The sequence below is a fragment of the Peptoniphilus pacaensis genome (assembly GCF_900088125.1).
Taxonomy (GTDB): Bacteria; Bacillota; Clostridia; order Tissierellales; family Peptoniphilaceae; genus Aedoeadaptatus; species Aedoeadaptatus pacaensis.
Map to the genome: position 1 here is coordinate 129,991 of NZ_FLQT01000003.1, position 17,754 is coordinate 147,744.

Sequence of the window (17,754 nt, forward strand, 5' to 3'; positions counted from 1 at the left end):
TGCTTTTTTGCTATGATTGAATCAGGAATGTAGCGAGGTGTGCTTATGAAAAGAAATAACCGAGGAAATAAATGCGACTCCACTGTCACTGAGGAAACGTCACCTTCCCTGTTGCAACTGGATTCGATCTACAAAAAGCCTTCCGTCAATCCGAATGAATTGCGGCGCAGGGAAATTTACCGCTACCTGCGCCTGGAAGGCCACGCCCCCGACGAGGCCACATCCGCCGATGTGGAGCGCAATTTAAAGCGCCTTCACGACATGGTGGACGTGCGTGCCGTCGTATCTCTTCGTCCGGTGACGAAGATGGGGGATGCCATCGTCTTCGGCGATTTTTCCACGGAGAGTGTTATGCTGCAGAAGAACATGAAGACCAGCGAATACGCCGTCATCTTTGCCATGACCCTGGGTGACGCCGTGGACCGGCTCATCAACCGCCTCCTCGTGACATCGAAGGCCGACGCCTTTATTACCGATGCCTGCTGCACCGAGTATTTGGAAAGCTGCGCCAATCACTACTGCGCCCAAGTGCGGGACGAGGCGGCGGAGTACGGTTTCTGCGCCCATCCCCGTTTTTCCCCGGGCTTCGCCGATTTCGGTTTGGAATTTCAGTGGCCCTTGATTCGCAGTCTCCACGCGGATAAAAAAATGCACATCGCCCTCACCGAAGGCAATATGCTCGTCCCGACAAAAACCATGACCGCCCTTATGGGATTGGATCGGAGGAATCATGACCTCATTACTTAAACGATTAAAAAGCGACCGCCTCTACTACGACGGCGCCTGCGGCACCTTTTTGCAGGCAACGGGCTTGGAGGCCGGCGCCCTGCCCGAAATGCTGAACATCAGCGCACCGGATGTGGTCGTGGACATGCACCGGGCCTATTTAAAAAGCGGCGCGGACATCGTCCTCACCAATACATTTGGCGCCAATCGCTTTAAATTTTCAGGCACCGACGCTTCCGTAGAAGAGGTGGTCTCCGCCGCCGTCGCCCATGCCAAGGCCGCCGTTCGCGCAGAAGGCCACGGCTATGTGTCTCTTGACATCGGCCCTCTGGGAAAAATCTTGGCGCCTCTGGGGGATGTGGCATTCGAAGACGCCTACGACGCCTTTAAAGAAATCGTGGAGGCGGGCGTGGAGGCGGGCGTGGATCTCATCACCATCGAGACCATGTCCGACACCTACGAAATCAAGGCCGCCCTTCTCGCCGCCAAGGAAAATTCCGAGCTGCCCGTCTTCGTCACCGCCGCCTTTCAAGAAGACGGCCGCTTGCTTACCGGCTGCGATATGGAAACTTTCGTGGAAATCACCACGGCCCTGGGCGCCGATGCCATCGGCATGAACTGCAGCTTCGGCCCGGTGCAGACTCTGCCCCTGATGAAGGACATGGCCGCCCTAACCACTCTTCCTTTAATCGTGAACCCCAACGCCGGTCTGCCCCACATCTCAGACGGAAAGACCGCCTACGACATCGACGCCGAGGTCTTTTCCGATTACATGATTGAGTTTGCCGACATGGGCGTGCAAATTCTCGGCGGCTGTTGCGGCACCCTTCCCAACTACATCGAAAAAACCGTGGCAAAAACGCGGGCCATCCCCGTAGTTTCGCCGAAGGGCAGCCCGCGCTCGGCCATTACCTCTTACACCCGGCTGGTGGATCTCGACGACAAGCCCCACATGATCGGCGAGCGACTCAATCCCACGGGGAAGAAATACCTGCAACAGGCTTTGAAAGACGGCCACACCTCGGCGGTGCTGGCCATCGCCTTGGATGAAGAGGAAGACGGCGCCCACATTCTCGATGTCAACGTCGGCGTGCCCGGCTTGGACGAGGTGGCGGTGCTCCCCGAAATCATTCGCGCCCTGCAAGGGGTGTGCGAGCTGCCTCTTACCATCGACACGAGCAACGCCCGCGCCATGGAAGCCAGCGCCCGCATCTACAACGGCCGGCCTCTGTTGAATTCCGTCAGTGGCAAACAGTCCGTCATGGACGAGGTCTTTCCCATTGCAAAAAAATACGGCGGCATGTGCATCGCCCTCTTGCTGGACGACGAGGGCATTCCGAAAACCGTGGAAAAGCGCATGGAAATCGTGGATAGCATCCTCAAAGAAGGGGCCCGCTACGGCCTCACCGATAAAGATTTTCTCTTCGATCCTTTGGCCATGACCATCTCCAGCCAAAAAGACGGTGCCGTCGTCGTCCTGGAGACCTTGCGCCGATTAAAGGATCGCGGGCTCCGGTCCACCTTGGGGGTGTCCAATATTTCCTTCGGCCTGCCCAATCGGGAGCTCATTAACAGCAACTTTTACGCCATGTGCCTCGCCGCGGGACTCAGCGCGGGAATCGTCAATCCCTCCTCGGCCCTGATGCAAAAGGCCTATAAATCCTCCATGGCCCTTTTAGGCTTCGACCCGGATTTTACCGACTTCATCGACGCCTTTACGGAAGAAGAGTCGCAACTTCCCCAAGGGGGCACTCGGGATCTTTCCTACGCCATTGAAAAAGGCCTGAGCAAGGACGCGAAGGACATGACCGTCGCCCTTCTCGCCGACCACAGTCCTCTGGACATTATTAACGAGTACCTGGTGCCCTCTTTGGACAAGGTGGGCCGAGGCTTCGAAGCAAAGACACTGTTCTTGCCCCAGCTCCTTCGCGCCGCCGATGCCGCCGCCGCGGCCTTTACGGTGATCCGCGCCCGCATGGACGAAAGCGGCCACGCCGGGGAGAACAAGGGACGCATTCTCGTGGCCACGGTGAAAGGCGACATTCACGACATCGGAAAAAATATCGTGAAGGCCCTGTTAGAAAACTACGGCTTCGATATTTTGGATTTAGGAAAAGACGTCTCCCCGGAAAAAATCGCGGAGACGGCAAGAGAAGAGAACATACCCATCGTAGGTCTGTCGACACTGATGACCACCACGGTGCCCTTTATGGAAGAGACTATTCGCCTCTTGAAAAAAGATGCCCCCGAGACGAAAGTCATGGTGGGCGGCGCCGTTTTGACGAAAGACTACGCCGAAGAGATCGGCGCCCACGTCTATTGCAAAGACGCCATGGCCTCCGTGCGCTTTGCCGAATCCTTTTTTGAAAAATAAGTAAATTTCGACATAGAAAAAGCGAGCCGGCGCGCTCGCTTTAGAGTAATGACTATGGAAGGGAGAATCACCGAATTCACCCTTCCTTTTTTATGTCTTCAAACCTCTTTAAGCCCTAAGTAGTAAAATATTAAAAACGGTCTGTCGGCTCCGCTCCAAAATAAAAAAGAAAGATTGGGATTTATCTGCAACCCGGGATAAGTGGCCTCGTCACTTTTGATAAGGAGCTCCTACAAAAATAATGTCAGAACGACGACTCTCGACACGAATATACTAGTGAAAGGAGGAAATATGGAGAATAAAGATTTGATACAAAGGCTGAAGAACAGAGATGAAGACGCTTTATACGTCGTGATCGAAGTCTATGGCAAAGTGTTAAAAGGCGTTATTTCAAAAACACTTTGGAAATACCCGAGCCTTTGGGATGAGGCGATGAATGATTCTCTTCTAAGTATCTGGCAAAATATCGACTATTTTGATCCGAAGCGGTCTTCTTTTAAAAATTGGTGTGCTGCGGTTTCAAAATATAAAGCCATCGATTTGCTCCGAAGAGAAAGTAGATATAAAGCTATTCTTCTCGACGAAAATTCCGCGACAAAAGATCCCGACTTCCATTCCAATTTAGAAATAGAAGAAGCTCTATCCGCCTTGGACGATGAGGATAAAAAGCTCTTTGAAAATATTTTTATTCGCGGGCTTTCCTATGATGAGGCGGCATCGGAGCAACATATTTCTAAGGAAAACGCCTATCAAAAAGTCAGTCGGGCGAGGAAGTTTTTAAGAAGATGGAGAGGTGAAAATATATGAAAGACAATCTTTATGATCGATTAAACGATATGAAAATTGAATACGAAGAGGTTCCTCTCAAAGATTTTGAAAGAGAAAATCTCAAAAAGGTGGTGAAGAAATTGAAACGCAACAACAAGAGGCAACTTTTCGTCAGAAAAACAGGAGCGATCGCGGCCATATTGCTATTGGCCTTTGGCGTTACGAACCATGCATCCGGCGGCTATGTTTTGGCAAAGACGAGAGAGATCACGGACAACATCACACTGAGTTTGTCGAGTGCAATGGGTCTTTCAGCCGATGTAGACAAGTATAGCGTCAAATTACATGAACCCTTTGAAATCGACGGCAAAAAATATGTTTTGGATACCATCACGACAGAGGACAATAATCTCTACGCCGTGCTTTTGAGCTTCAATGGTCCGGGTGAAAAGCTGTCGGAGGGTGCCAACTTAGCGGAGCTTAAAGTAAACGGAAAAAAAGTCAGCGTCCTCGGCTCAAGCGGCCAGGAAGGAAATTTGCCGGGCAAGCCCAATGTAACCGCCACCTCTTTAATGTATTCCTTGGAAAGTCCCCTACCGAAGGAAGGCACGGCACAGCTGGAGTTTATCTTTGACACGCTTTTAGGCAACAGCAAAAAAATTTCTATTACCACCCATGTGGATATGGCGAAGATGAAAATGGAGAAAAGGATCATCGCAAAAGATTTTGCCGTACCGAATTCAAATGGGATTATGATTAAGGAATTCGCCATGAGCCCGGCTTCACAAAAAATGATACTCACCTATCCGCCATCGGCGAAGGACACTATTTTTTCGGTGAAGGCGAGAGATTCAAAAGGTCGCTTGGTTTATTTTGAAACGATCGAAGCAAATGAAAACACGTCGACCCTCTACTTCTCGCCGGTTATCAGCGAAGTCACTGCCGATGAATTGTTAAACGACATCACATCATTGAAATGTCAATTATACAAAGCGGAACTTCCAAACCGTAGCGGGAAAGAATCCGATGAGGAACGGGCGATAGGCGACGAATTTACCTTTGAATTGACTGCAAGTAAATGAATCGTGCCTTTTCGTAAAATAAACGTCTTTGAAGGTATAAAAATAAATCACATCAACGAACATGAGCCTTTTTATATGAAAATGCCGAAGCCCCTTTGGACTTCGGCATTTGTCTGCAATCTGAAGCGAGCGTTCTGCTCGCTTTCTTTTTATGCTTTTTTAATCGCGCATTCTACCTTCGGACGTCGCTCTCTTTAATTACCGAGACCATGCCCTTATCCGAGCCCATGGCGTTCTTGCTTTCTTCCACGGCCCGAATCACTTCTTCCGTAATCCTTTCGCCGTAGGTGACGATGGGAATTCCCGGCGGATAGGGCGTTAAATTTTCCGCCGCCACACGATCCTTCGCATCACGAAGGGGCAGCCGCTCCGTCTCCTTAAAAAAGGCCTCTCGAAGGCTCAAGACCGCCTCCGTCTTCGGATAGGCGCCATTCGGGGGAGCCATGTCTTCTTCTCTAACCGGAAGAGCGTTCAGTGTGTGGATCAAGCGCTCCACGTCTTCTTCACTATTGTAGGGCGAGAGTATGGCCAGGGCGTAATAGGCGTCGCCCATTTCCAAATAAATGCCCTTCTCGGCCAAAAGAGTTACCACTTCGTCGCCTCGGTAGCCGGGCAGGTGAAAGAGAAACTTCATGGGATCGGCACAGCAGATGAGATCCCCCCGCTCCTTCACCACGTCGATCTTCGGCAAGCTTTCCTCCAAATGCTTTCTGTAGGAAAGAAGCTTCTCCCAATCGAAGGCCTTCCCCGCCGCCACGGCGTATTCCGACGACAGCATGAGAAGATAGGAAGGCGAGGTGGAGAGAAAAAGCCCCATGCCCTTTAACAGCTTCCGCTCATCCACATCGCCGTTGATATGCAAGAGGGCCGCTCCCGTCAGTGCCGCCATGGTCTTGTGCAGAGACTGCACCGTGTATTCGGCACAAGTCACGGCGCTGTAAGGGGCGAGGGGCGTAAAGGCCCAATGGGCGCCGTGGGCTTCGTCGACGATCAGCGCCTTTTTTCTTTCGTGGACGATGTCTGCGATTTCTTTCAGCTTCAGCCCGCCGCCGAAATAATCGGGGCTCGTCAAAAACACGGCGGCGATGGCGGGATCCGCCGCCAAGGCATCTTCCACATCAGCCGGATCCACGCCTGCGAACAGACCCGTCGCCTCGTCCACGGGCGCGGGCAGATAAACCAACTCCAGGCCCAATTCCACGGCGGCGTGGAAGAGGGAGAGATGGGAGTTGCGCTGAATTAAAATTTTGTCGCCGGGCTCGGCGGCGAGATAGAGGGCGAGCTTCACGCCGGTGGTGGAGCCCGCGGGAATCAGGACGCTTTTATCCACGCCGTAGGCTGCGGCGATTTCCTCTTGGGTCGAGGCGATGACATCTTCCGGATTTAAAAGATTGTCCGCCCCGGTGACTTCCGTCCAATCGTCGGACAAATCGAAATCGAAGGCCACCCGCCCCTTGTGTCCCGGCATGGCGAAATTGGCGCCGCCGCGAAAAGTCTTCAGTCGTTCGTATAAATAACGCATCATCAATAACCGTAGCGCTGACGGCGCATATTCCTTTCCTCGTCGCTCATTCCCTCGTATGCCGCCCTAAGCTTTGCGAGTATCTCTTCCTTTTCGGAAAAACGACCGATAACCGGCGCCGCATTGTAGGCGTGAATGCCGAAGAAAAGAGCCTTAGGGTGTAAATCCAAATGCTCCAGAAGGTGAATCTCCTCGAGCAAAATATCCCCCTCCGTCAAGGGCACGAACTCCCCTCGCCGCACTTCCTCGGCCAGCTCCGTGTTGGGGTGGACCGTCGTCGTCAGCGGCGCCACGCTTCGAGGCCGGTGCTTGTTTAAAAGAGCCGCCGTCTCCTCGGCGTGGGTGAAGCTGTCTTCCTTGCCGGCGATGCCCGCCATCACCATGCAGATCCAGTCCATCCCCGCCTCTTCCAGCTTGGCCAACTCCCGATACTCGTCTTCTTGAGTGCAGCCTTTTTTTATGCGCTTCAAGGTGGGATCGTGGGCGGTTTCGATGCCGATGTAAAGCTGATTGTAGCCGGCCGCTCTCAAGCGCTTTAAGTCCTCTAGGGACTTGTTTTTCAAATTATAGATAGAGGCGTAACAGGTAATGGTATCCACATGAGGCAGATACTCGTGGATCCAGCCGGCGATTTCCAGCAGATACCCCGCGTCCAAAACAAAGGGATCGCCGTTTACTAGAAAAATTCGGTCGATGCGGTCGGCATAGGCGGAAAGCTCCCGCAGATCCGCCAAAATTTGTTCCTTCGGCGACTTTCTGAAGGACACGTCCTTGTACATGGCGCAATAGGTGCATTGATTATGAGAACATCCTACCGTCACCTCCAGCAAAGGGTTGTAAGCCTCGCTGGGCGGACGAAATGTTTGTCCCGTATAGTGCATGATACTTTCCTTTCCGTTTCAACTATTCTGTGCTTCCATTCACTATACCATGAAAAGCACCGCAGGATTGAAAAAAGCGGCCGAGCGGCTCACTAAATGCAAGTCTTATAAGAACCAGTGTAGAGAATCCTTAGATGGCAAGAGAAAAGGCTGTGAACTTGAATGCTCATAGCCTTTTTTCTTGCTAACACAACATGAATGTTTCTATTCTAAACTTTTAATTCTACTTACAAGAGTGTTTTGACTATGCTTTTCATAAAACTTACAAGTAAATATTATTCCAATGATTATATTCGCAAAGTTCACAAGAATAAGAGGTCTAATCACGAATCTAAAGGATGTCCACTTCGTCTGTTCCATAAAATCTATCAAGATATATTGATCGACAAGAAGCATAATGATGAAAGAAAATAATAAGCCACAAAAAGAATAAATCAAATTCTTTTTCACCAAATATTTTTTGATGTTTTTCTTAGTCATTCCAATTGCTTCAAGGATTGATAAGTTCACCATGTTTCGTAGTATTTCAGTAGCAATAACGTTAATAAAATTCAGTACAGATATTAAGAATAATACTATAGATAAACTGTAGCCAGAAAATTCTATTAGGTTTTTGAATTCCATTGTAGATTTAATCTGAAGGTCTCTTGAATCGTAGGAAAATCCTGGTTCATTTTCAAAAGATTTTAATAACTTAGAATCCTATCTATCAAGTATACCTAGTTTAATAAGCTAATTTATTTTCCAAAATAGTAATCATTTTAATAAATATCTCTTTTGCTAAGAATCATGGTATTCAATATTATCATAATAATCAAATAAATAATCGATAATAATGTCACTCTTAAATAAATAGAATCACTGCTATCAATTGATAGTAATACTATGTTTCCTGATATAAGATAATTCATAATTGAAAATGATAAATTTCCAGATATTTGATGAAATATTGTATCAATTATTTGTAATATTCCAGCTGACTCAAGGAGACCAATAATAAGTGTAACGGCAGAATTTCTTATCAAATACGCTAAAAACATTATTATAATACTATAGGTTATATATAATAGGTATTCTGTGAGTATATATTTTATGAATATTCCTATTTCTGTGAATTTCAAATATCCTTCCATAAAGTAAAATGATAATGACATAATAATAAAACTAGTAATAAATATAGCTAATGTGTATACACATATTATTGCTACTTTTCCTAAAGTTAGCTCTATTTTTTTTGGAAAAACTTGATTAATATTTTTTAGAAAACTAGATTTAAGTTCATCTCCTATATACATCACAATAAAAACTGTTTGAAACATCAATAAAATTTTACTTTGAATATTTCTCATAAATAATTCAGTTATAGGTATATAGCCTAAATCTAACCAATCTGGAATCACACTTCCAACATAAATCCCCCAATTTATCTGTGTGAAATTTATTTTCAAGTTTTCTAGTGCTGCTTTATCATTAATATAGTAATGATAATCAACTTTTGTCATATACACAGATCCAATTATCATAAGACTACTAAGAATTAAAATTATCCATGGATATTTGTTTTTTCGTAGTCTATATAACTCTAATTTTATTGCTCTACTCATCTTAATATCTCCATATAATAATCTTCAAAACTCATTTCTTTTACAGAAATTGAACTTATTTCTATACCACAATTTACTAACAAAGAGTTTATTAGACTTATTTTATCAAAGTAATCATTTAATATAACTTTTCTACTATTTATAATCTCGTTTTCATATCCATGTTTATTTAAAATTTTTGATACTTCATTTGTATTGTTGGTTATTATCTCTATCCTTGATCTACATTTTTTATGCAAGTCTTCTATTGTAAACTCAGCTAATAACTTCCCTTTTGAAATTACTCCAAAATCTGTTGCGATTTTAGATAACTCTTCTAATATATGGCTTGATATAATTATGGTAATGCCATATTTTTTATTAATTTCTTTTAACATATTTCTAATATCGACTATTCCTTGGGGATCAAGTCCATTAATTGGCTCGTCTAAAATAATAATTTCAGGAGATCCTATAAGTGCCATTGCAATACCAAGTCTTTGTTTCATTCCTAAAGAGAAGCTCTTAACTTGTTTATCATAACAATTTTCCAGCCCAACTATTTTAAGTATTTCTTTTATATACACTTCATTTTCTATATCATAAGATAAGCATTTTAATTTCAAATTGTCATAAGCTGTTAGCTGCATATATAATGCTGGCGTTTCTATTAAGTTGCCTACTTTACTAAAATAACTAGAATTTTTTTTAACATTGTTACCAAATAGCTCTATATTCCCACTACTCTTATTAGATAATCCAGATATCATCCTCATAATAGTTGATTTTCCGGCTCCATTATCTCCTATTAAACCATAAATAGATTGTTTTTTTACTTTTAAATTAACATTATCTATCGCTGTAAAATTTCCGAAATTTTTTACTAAATTTTTAGTTTCTAATATATATTCGCTCATTTGATCATTCCTTTCTATAATTTCATGAGGAATCCTATATAATGATATTATATCTCCTACTTTCAATATAATTATAAGAGCTTTTCTAAGATGTTTCAGCTAACTTTTGTGAATATTCTTTATTATCTTTGCTATATAATTTTTAGTCATTGAAAATACTACATCACTTATTCTTTGAATCCCTTGTTCAAGAAAAATTAATACTATAATCCTATTTTAACTTTTCCCTTTTACTTCAGAAATTGCTCTTTACTTCAATTCTGTGTAAAACACCTTTCCCCTAGGGGATTTGAGCCATCTTTCGTCCAAATTAAAAATTAAGTCTTCGTTTTTTAAATTTATGCTTATACATTTTTCATCTAATATTACTTTAAATTCTCCCAAAACATCTTCTACTATTTCTTTTAAATTTGCTTGATGTTTTTGTAAGGAAATAATATCGGATTCTAGCCTAGAAGATTTTACTAGGTTTTGAATTAAAAATTCTAGTTTATTAAGTTCATACTTTATAATTTCAAGATACTCATCTTTCGGATCATCTTCTAAAAGACTAATGTATAAAGAAAGGTTGGTAATGGGTGTCTTGGTTTGGTGTGATATATCTGCTATTAAATCTCTTGTTTTACTTTTTTCTGTATTTATTTTCGCTTCTTTTACTTGGCTGGCATACAAAAACTTAATGAGCTTTGATTTTATTTTAGATAATTCCTTTTCATCAAATTCAGTAATTTCTAAATCTCCATCTAAAGCCTTATCAATATAAGCTGAAAATTCACGCATTTCATTTCTCAAGACGATGTATTTAAATACAAGAATTCCAATTATAATTACTAGAATACCTACTAAAACTGCCATTTATATCCAACTCCAAAGACTGTATCTATAGGATCATAGGGTTTTAATTTATTTCTGATTCTGGAAATATTGACACTCAATGTATTTTGATCAATAAATTCATCATCTATTCCCCAAACAAAATCAAATAACAATTCCTTAGTTATAACTTGAGACTTATTTTTTATTAGATGGTACAACAGTTTTGTCTCTGTCCTTGTAAAATCTATGTTTTTATTATCTACATAGAAAATATTTTCATTGAAATTAAAATCTAGACCCTTGTTCTTATAAAGATTTAAATCACAAGACACTATTTTTTCAAAAGCTCTTTTTATCTTTGCTTCTAATATTCCTAAAGAAAAAGGTTTTGTTAGATAGTCGTCTGCCCCTAAATTTATGGCTGAAATTATATATGCTTCCAGATCTATGGCTGATAAAACTATTATAGGAATTGATGAACCTTGTCTCGTATATTTTATTATTTCAAGTCCATCTCCATCCGGCAAATTCATATCAAGTAAAACCAAATCGGCATCATCAATAAAAGTTTTGGCTTCACTCATTGTGCTTACAGAGAAAACCTCATAGTCTTTATTCAACGCGATTGAGAGACCTTTATTTAAATTTTTATCATCCTCGATTATTAGTATCTTTTTCATACCTTTTACCACCGTATTCCACGTCCATTATTATAAATTTTATATCGAACTCTTAAAAAATCGACACGAAGATAAACACCTTCATGCCGATTAAATATTATAGGATTAAATCTTTCATTAAAAGGATCTAAAACCGCTTTGTTTTCCTGTCATCTTTCATCTGAAGAAGACATGTTATTCTTTTTTGCCCATGAGAGCGTAAGGCAGTGCCACGAGAAACACGCCGCCTAACATATTTCCCAAGGTGACGGTGGCGAGATTATACATATAAGCCCCTGCGGTCATGGTCGTGTGCGGGGCGAGAGCATCCAAGGTGAGCAAAGTCATATTGGCGACGGAGTGTTCGAAGCCTACGGTAAAGAACAGAGACAGGGCCCAGAAGATCATGATCAGCTTGCCCGTCTCGGACTTCATTTTCATGGAGCACCACACGGCGAGGCAGACCAGCATATTACACAGGGCGCCACGCAAAAGCAAAGGGACGAAGGGCACGCTCACCTTGGCAGCCGCCGCGGCGGCAATGGCCTGAAGAAAAGCGTCGTTTGCGAGGCCGGTGTGAGAAAAGACCCAGGCGAGAAAAATGCCGCCCGCCCAATTGCCTAAGAAGCAAATGAGCCAAAGCTTCAGCATCTCCTCTGCCGATACGGTCTTTTTCATCACGCCCATGGCCATGACGAAATTATTCCCGGTGAAAAGCTCCGCCCCCGCCATGACCACGAAGCTCAACGCGCAGGCGAAGGACATCCCCATCACGAGCTTGGTCAGGGAGAGATCGCTGAAGGAAGCGATGGTAAAGGCAAACAAAACGCCAAAGCCGATAAATACCCCCGCCATCATGGAGGCGATGAAATAGCCCCCGGGATTTGTCTTTAAAAATCGCACCTTCCCCGCTGCCGCTTGCGCCACCTGCTCTACTTCTTTATGAAACATAGGCACCTCCCGCCCTTTCGTAATCCGCTTTAAACTCCTCTTATTGTACCAAGATTCGCCCATTCTGTGTAAAAAAAGAGCGCACATAGCGCCCTTTTCTCTCGCCGAAGCGAGTATTAATTTTTTTTACGATGGAGCCGATTCGCCGGCAGGCTTATCGCCCTGCGTGGGGAGATCTCGCCTGGTTTCGTGACGCGCTTCTTCCGCTTGTTTAATGCGGTTGTAAGCGTGCATAATCAATGCCAAGGTGACGACGCCGTAGGAGATGAAGGTACGGAAGTATTCGCCCATCATGGCATCGCCCGTTAAGATCCGGCCCGCTTGAGGCAGGATAATAAACATTAAGTGGAACAACATGGTCCCGAGGATGGCGTTGGGAATCGTGGCCCGCATGACGCTGGCGCCGCCGACGAGAATAGAAGCCGCCGCGTAAAGGGCCGCTTGGTCTTGGCCGGCATAAGTGGCCAGGGTGCCGATGTTTTGCAGATAGATAATCTGACCGTAGCATGCGAGAACGGTGGAGATGACAATGGATTTTACCCGCACTTTGTCGGAGTAAATGCCGGCATTGCCGGAAATCACTTGGTCCATCCCGACGGCCTTCATATCGTGGCCCAGCTTGGTCTTTTTGAACCAGACGATAAAGACGCAGAGCAGGGCGATGATAATAATGGTGACCACGGGAATGTCGAAGTTAATGGCGTGCTTCGACGTAATGGGCAAGTTGATTCTATAGAGCAGGATGTTGTCGATGGCGTGGGCCGTGTCCAAGGTGATGGAGTTTTTAATGCCGTAGCCCTTCGACAGAATCATAGACGCATTGTGCATGGGTACCACGGACCCGCACAGATAGAGCAAGAACAGCATGTACACACCCAGCATAAAGAAGGCGAGCATCATGGATGTAATCATTTCGCGGCCACGAGCACGATTCAGAACGTGACCGGAAAATTTACCGAGCAAAATGGCGATGGGCGTGCCGATTAAGACGGCGACAAGAATGCCCGCCGGTCCCGTAATGCCCCAGTCTTGGGCGAAGATCAAACCGATTTGGCCACTCATGGCGCCCAGGGGGATCCCGAAGTTAATGCCCATGCCGGCAATAATGGGGATGATCAGGGAAAGGACGAGGAAGGTGTTTCGCACCATACGCTTGCCGATTTCCGACGTAACATAGCCCAAGGGCGGTTTGGCGATCCATAAGCCGATAGCGATGATGATGATGAACAGAATCGGTACTGCGGATCGCGACAGCTTTGATTTCAAGGATTTATTCATTGTGATTCCTCCTGGTCAATGCGTAGACGATCATACCGTTGGTGACGATCAATCTGAGAACTTCCGATACGTCAATGTTAATGGCGCCGTTAATGACCGTCGGGGTCAAGGTAATGATGCCTTGGAACAAGAAGGTTCCGATGATGACGTTGGGAATGGTCGCCTTGTTGATACTGGCACCGCCGATTAAGAGGGCAGCTACCGTTTGGAAGGTAAAGGCCAAAGGCGATTGATAGAGCTGAATAAATCCGTAGGATTGTTGATAGACGATAATCCCTACGGCGGCGATGACGGTGGATAAAATAACCGAGAGCAAGCGCATACGATTAATGTGAATGCCGCCCGCCTTGGCGTATTCGGGATTGGATCCCACGGCGGTCATGGCGGTACCGGTCTTCGTGCGGAAGAATGCCCACACGGCCACTGCCAGGATGGCGAAGATCAAATACATGCCCACGGGAATGCGAACGCCGGCGATACGGAAGCTTAAGAAGTCCGTCAAAATACCGGTAGACATTTTGGTCCCGGTAGCGTCGACGGTGTTGCGCATCCAGTATGCGGCGACGGGGATTTGTTGCGACAAACCGTGGCCGCCGTAGCTTAATACGGATACGGGGTTTTTATAGGGCAAGACCAAATAGGCCATGCACATAAAAGCCGTAAAGGAGTAGCCGACATAGGTGGCGATTAACATTTCGTCGCCTTTAATTTTGTTTAGGAGTGCGCCGTAGCCCCATCCGAAGACGACGGCCACGAGGGCGCCCAGGAGCATACCGACAAAAATGCCGGTGAATCCGGTGAGGCCGAATTCGATACTGGTGACGCCGCCTAAAATCCCGGCGACGACGCCGATGGGCAAGCCGAAGTTCAAACCGCAGCCCGATTGTACCATGGGAATCAGGCTGAGAACCAAGATTGAAAACATGCCGAAGCGTGCTAAGACGTTTTCGATGGAGTCGCCCAGGGAAACGCCTGCGGCCGGTGCCGCTGCAAATAATGCGAAAAGGAAGAGGGCGATAATCAGCCGAGGCAGCCCGATTCGTTCAATAAAAGATTTATTCATGGGTATCCACCTCTACTTTCTCACCACTCATTAACAAGCCGAATTGGCTGGCATCCGTCGTGGCAGGCAGAATGCCCGCAATGCGTCCTTCGCAAATAACGGCGATGCGGTCGCAAATGCTGCGCAACTCTTCCAGTTCCGATGAAATCATGACGATGGTCGTTTCTTCTTCCCTGTTGATTTTTTCAAGGGAGTTCAAAACCAATTCTTTGGCGCCGATGTCGATGCCTCGAGTCGGTTCGGAAACGAATAAAAGCTCGGGATCCATACACAGGGCCTTGGCTAAGCATACTTTTTGTTGGTTGCCGCCGGAAAGGTTGCCTGCCTTTTGGTGGCTGCCCGTGGTGCGAATAGCCAAGGATTCGATGTACTCGTCGGATACACGTTTCATTTCCGCTTCGTCGCGGAAGCGCATGCCGAGGACTCGCTTAATAAATTTGTCTTGAACCTGCATGGCGTTAAAGGAGATATTCCAGTAAATAGGCTCTTCCAGTAAAAGGCCCACGCCGCGGCGGTCTTCGGACACGAAAGCAATTTTGCTTCCCAATATTTTTTTGGTATTGCCCAAGGGCAGGGGCTTTCCTTGAAACTCCACAGAGCCCGTCGCCGGATAAGTGCCCAAGATGCCGTTGGCGATGCCCAGCTTGCCTTGACCGGCAAGGCCGGCAATACCTAAAATTTCCCCTTCGTAGACGTCAAGATTCACATCGTAAACCTGTTCACCGGGCATATCCACGGCCAGATTGCGAATGCTTAACGCCACTTCGTCGGAAATTTTGCGGTTCGGGTCTTTCGCTTCGGGGCGAATGCCGTTTTCGCGGCCCACCATCCAAGCGGCGATTTGATCGATGCTCAAGCCTTCGTTCTTTCTGCGCTCGACGATTTCGCCGTCACGCAGTACCACGATGGAATCGCAAATAGCCAGAATTTCTCTCAAGCGGTGAGTGATAAAGATAATGGCGATCCCCATATCCGACAGACGCTTCAGTGCTTTCATCAGTTGATCCGCTTCGGTTTCCGTCAATACGGCGGTGGGCTCGTCCATTATAATGAGCTTCACATCCTCACGGGTGATTTCCCGGGCGATTTCGATAAATTGTTTATGGCCTACGGGCATTTCTGAAACCATGCCCGTCGGATCGATGGCGATGCCCAAGGTATCCAGGGAGTTGCCGGACAGGGCGATATTCGCATCCGTGTCGATGGTGTTGTATTTCTTTCCGAAAATAGTAGAGAGGACCGATTTCTTGGTGCGTTCCATATTAAAGGTGGTGTTTTCCGCCGCCGTAAAGCCCGGAATCAAGTTAAATTCCTGGTGCACCATGCCGATGCCCGCATCCAGGGCGTCGATGGGTGATTTGAAATCGATGGGCTCGCCGTTCAATAAAATTTCTCCGTCGAAGCCGCCGGTGTCCCGGATGACTTCCATGCCGAAGATAATATTCATTAGGGTCGATTTGCCTGCGCCGTTTTCGCCGACGAGCCCGAGGATTTCCCCGGGCTTCAGCTCAAAGCTGACGTCTTTTAAAACGACGTTTTCGCCGAAGCGCTTTTCGACATGTCGAACCTCCATCATGTTCTCTGTCAAAATTTACCTCCTAATAGGAAATAAACCAACGAAAATCGCTGGTTTATTTCCGATGCATTTGGTTGTTAAGATTATTCGCCGGTTTCGCCTTCAGCTTGTTCTTGATCTTGCTTGATGGCGTCTAAGTCGATGTTCATGGTCATGTATTTTTCAGGTACTTCGACCTTGTCCATGCCCAGGTAGCCCTTACCGTAGACGTAGGTGTCTTGTGCGAGAAGAATGTGGTTTTCTTTCTTTTCGCCGGAAGCGCGGTCGATGTAGTTCGTACCCATCCACTTTGCACCTTCTGTGTAGTTGTCAATGCAGTCGATGACGTTATCGATATTGGTTAATTCCATCTTGCCGTGTAATACTTCTTGTACTAAGTCAACGGCACCTAAGGTGAGGGAGTAACCTAAAGAGTAAGCCCAGGTACCCATGCGGCCGGATCCGCCTGCTGCAACGACGGCTTTTTCAACTTCTTCGTTGATGGCCTTCCAGTCCCCTGCCTTGTCTTGGATATCGACGGAGAATGCTTTCGGATAGCCCATGATGGGGGAAGGTAAGTCTTGTTCGACGAAGATGGCGCCGCCTGCTGCAACCCCTCTTAACAAGGGTTCGGTGTGAGCGTCATTGGTACAGAAGAACGCTGTGTCCTTGCCGTATTTGTCGATCCAAGGTTGAATGTTTTCTGCAACGTATTGTTGTGCGCCGGGAACTCCGATGTCGGTGGTCGGGTCGGGAGCGTTTAAGGAAATAAATTCAAGTCCTAAGTCCTTGCAAGCTTCTTCCATAATGGCGCGACGCAGAGCTAAGAGCTCGATGGACATGTGGCGAGGGAAGGTGATGTGAGCAAACTTCGTTGCGCCCATGTCTTTTGCTGCTTTAATGATGCGGTAGCCGCGGCTGACGTTGTCGGCATCCAGAACTAAGTCTGCAGAGTTTTCAGCCATAACCGTATCTTCTTGTGCAACCAGGTTAACTAAGATAATGTCCGGACGTTTGGCGCGAATTTGTTGGAATGCAGCCGAGGTGCCGGGAACCGATTGGTTGACGATAACTGCACGCATATCCGGGTCGTCTGCCATGGCGACGATTTTGGAAATGGTGGTTTCTTGTTCCGCTTCGAAACGGTCGGGATAGGTGTCGTGGCGAATCATGCCGCCTTCGTCGGCGTTTCCGTATTTCTTAACGGCGTCTTGAGCCGCACGGAATTCGTCTTCCGCTTGAGAAACGGTACCGGTGACGATACCAATATGGATCGTGTCGTCGTCTTTCAAGGTTTCGAATTTTGCCTTGGTCGGTTCTTTCGGTGCATCGGCATTGCCGCTGTTTCCGGAGTTGTTGGCCGTGTCGACTTTAGTACAAGCCGCGGTGAAGACCAACAGCATCATGGCTACGAGAGCCATGGACAAAAAACGTCTTTTTCCTAGTTTCATAGTCATCTCTCCTATATTCCTATGTAATTTGGCTTCCCTTAAGCGATTTCTTAAGTTGCTAACATTCTAGTTCACTAAAGCAAAAAAGTCAAGCCATGTATTGTTTTCTTCTATTTTTTGTCTAAGAT

At 46.2% G+C, this 17,754-nt stretch carries 16 protein-coding genes; 4 read left to right on the forward strand and 12 right to left on the reverse strand.

The features are described 5' to 3' along the window. Window positions 1-45 precede the first annotated feature (45 nt). The 4 genes from BN7444_RS00685 to BN7444_RS00700 all read left to right on the forward strand — a co-directional run bounded on the left by BN7444_RS00685 (window position 46) and on the right by BN7444_RS00700 (window position 4,950). Window positions 46-747, forward strand: coding sequence for a hypothetical protein (locus BN7444_RS00685; protein ID WP_135121990.1), 702 nt, complete (start codon window positions 46-48; stop codon window positions 745-747). Continuing rightward, window positions 731-3,100, forward strand: coding sequence for a homocysteine S-methyltransferase family protein (locus BN7444_RS00690; protein WP_068454383.1), 2,370 nt, complete (start codon window positions 731-733; stop codon window positions 3,098-3,100). Before BN7444_RS00685 ends, BN7444_RS00690 begins: the two co-directional genes overlap by 17 nt. A 291-nt stretch (window positions 3,101-3,391) precedes the next feature. Beyond that, entirely contained in the window at window positions 3,392-3,907 is a 516-nt protein-coding gene (locus BN7444_RS00695; RefSeq protein WP_068454385.1) for a sigma-70 family RNA polymerase sigma factor, read from the forward strand. Beyond that, the gene (locus BN7444_RS00700; protein ID WP_068454387.1) at window positions 3,904-4,950 is read left to right on the forward strand and encodes a DUF4179 domain-containing protein; all 1,047 of its coding nucleotides are present in this window, start codon (window positions 3,904-3,906) and stop codon (window positions 4,948-4,950) included. The genes BN7444_RS00695 and BN7444_RS00700 overlap by 4 nt, the downstream gene beginning before the upstream one ends. Window positions 4,951-5,122: 172 nt before the next feature. On the opposite strand, the gene BN7444_RS00705 is transcribed toward BN7444_RS00700, so the two are convergent. The 12 genes from BN7444_RS00705 to BN7444_RS00760 all read right to left on the reverse strand — a co-directional run bounded on the left by BN7444_RS00705 (window position 5,123) and on the right by BN7444_RS00760 (window position 17,626). Continuing rightward, complete coding sequence (locus BN7444_RS00705; RefSeq protein WP_068454390.1) at window positions 5,123-6,475, reverse strand: aminotransferase class I/II-fold pyridoxal phosphate-dependent enzyme; 1,353 nt, start codon at window positions 6,473-6,475, stop codon at window positions 5,123-5,125. Continuing rightward, window positions 6,475-7,353 carry a radical SAM protein gene (locus BN7444_RS00710; RefSeq protein ID WP_068454392.1) on the reverse strand — a complete coding sequence of 293 codons (879 nt, stop codon included), beginning with the start codon at window positions 7,351-7,353 and terminating at the stop codon, window positions 6,475-6,477. The genes BN7444_RS00705 and BN7444_RS00710 overlap by 1 nt, the downstream gene beginning before the upstream one ends. Window positions 7,354-7,557: 204 nt before the next feature. Then, window positions 7,558-7,977, reverse strand: a complete 420-nt coding sequence (locus BN7444_RS09585) for an FtsX-like permease family protein (protein WP_068454395.1) — start codon at window positions 7,975-7,977, stop codon at window positions 7,558-7,560. Window positions 7,978-8,114: 137 nt separating this feature from the next. Next, the gene (locus tag BN7444_RS00720) at window positions 8,115-8,855 is read right to left on the reverse strand and encodes an ABC transporter permease (protein WP_245654169.1); all 741 of its coding nucleotides are present in this window, start codon (window positions 8,853-8,855) and stop codon (window positions 8,115-8,117) included. A gap of 98 nt (window positions 8,856-8,953) precedes the next feature. Next, entirely contained in the window at window positions 8,954-9,853 is a 900-nt protein-coding gene (locus BN7444_RS00725; RefSeq protein ID WP_068454401.1) for an ABC transporter ATP-binding protein, read from the reverse strand. A gap of 249 nt (window positions 9,854-10,102) precedes the next feature. Then, window positions 10,103-10,708 (reverse strand): sensor histidine kinase, encoded by a 606-nt coding sequence (locus tag BN7444_RS00730; RefSeq protein WP_245654170.1) that lies wholly within the window; start codon window positions 10,706-10,708, stop codon window positions 10,103-10,105. After that, window positions 10,696-11,349 (reverse strand): response regulator transcription factor, encoded by a 654-nt coding sequence (locus BN7444_RS00735; RefSeq protein WP_068454403.1) that lies wholly within the window; start codon window positions 11,347-11,349, stop codon window positions 10,696-10,698. Before BN7444_RS00735 ends, BN7444_RS00730 begins: the two co-directional genes overlap by 13 nt. A gap of 174 nt (window positions 11,350-11,523) precedes the next feature. Continuing rightward, complete coding sequence (locus tag BN7444_RS00740; RefSeq protein ID WP_068454406.1) at window positions 11,524-12,279, reverse strand: formate/nitrite transporter family protein; 756 nt, start codon at window positions 12,277-12,279, stop codon at window positions 11,524-11,526. A 126-nt stretch (window positions 12,280-12,405) separates the two neighbouring features. Further along, a complete protein-coding gene (locus BN7444_RS00745) occupies window positions 12,406-13,557 on the reverse strand; it encodes an ABC transporter permease subunit (protein ID WP_068454409.1) in 1,152 nt (383 codons plus the stop codon). Then, window positions 13,550-14,620, reverse strand: coding sequence for an ABC transporter permease subunit (locus tag BN7444_RS00750; RefSeq protein WP_068454412.1), 1,071 nt, complete (start codon window positions 14,618-14,620; stop codon window positions 13,550-13,552). The genes BN7444_RS00745 and BN7444_RS00750 overlap by 8 nt, the downstream gene beginning before the upstream one ends. After that, window positions 14,613-16,208 (reverse strand): sugar ABC transporter ATP-binding protein, encoded by a 1,596-nt coding sequence (locus tag BN7444_RS00755; RefSeq protein ID WP_218016001.1) that lies wholly within the window; start codon window positions 16,206-16,208, stop codon window positions 14,613-14,615. The genes BN7444_RS00750 and BN7444_RS00755 overlap by 8 nt, the downstream gene beginning before the upstream one ends. Before the next feature lie 71 nt (window positions 16,209-16,279). Then, window positions 16,280-17,626: a DUF3798 domain-containing protein gene (locus BN7444_RS00760; protein WP_068454414.1), complete on the reverse strand. Its 1,347-nt coding sequence runs from the start codon at window positions 17,624-17,626 to the stop codon at window positions 16,280-16,282. Between the last annotated feature and the right edge of the window lie 128 nt (window positions 17,627-17,754).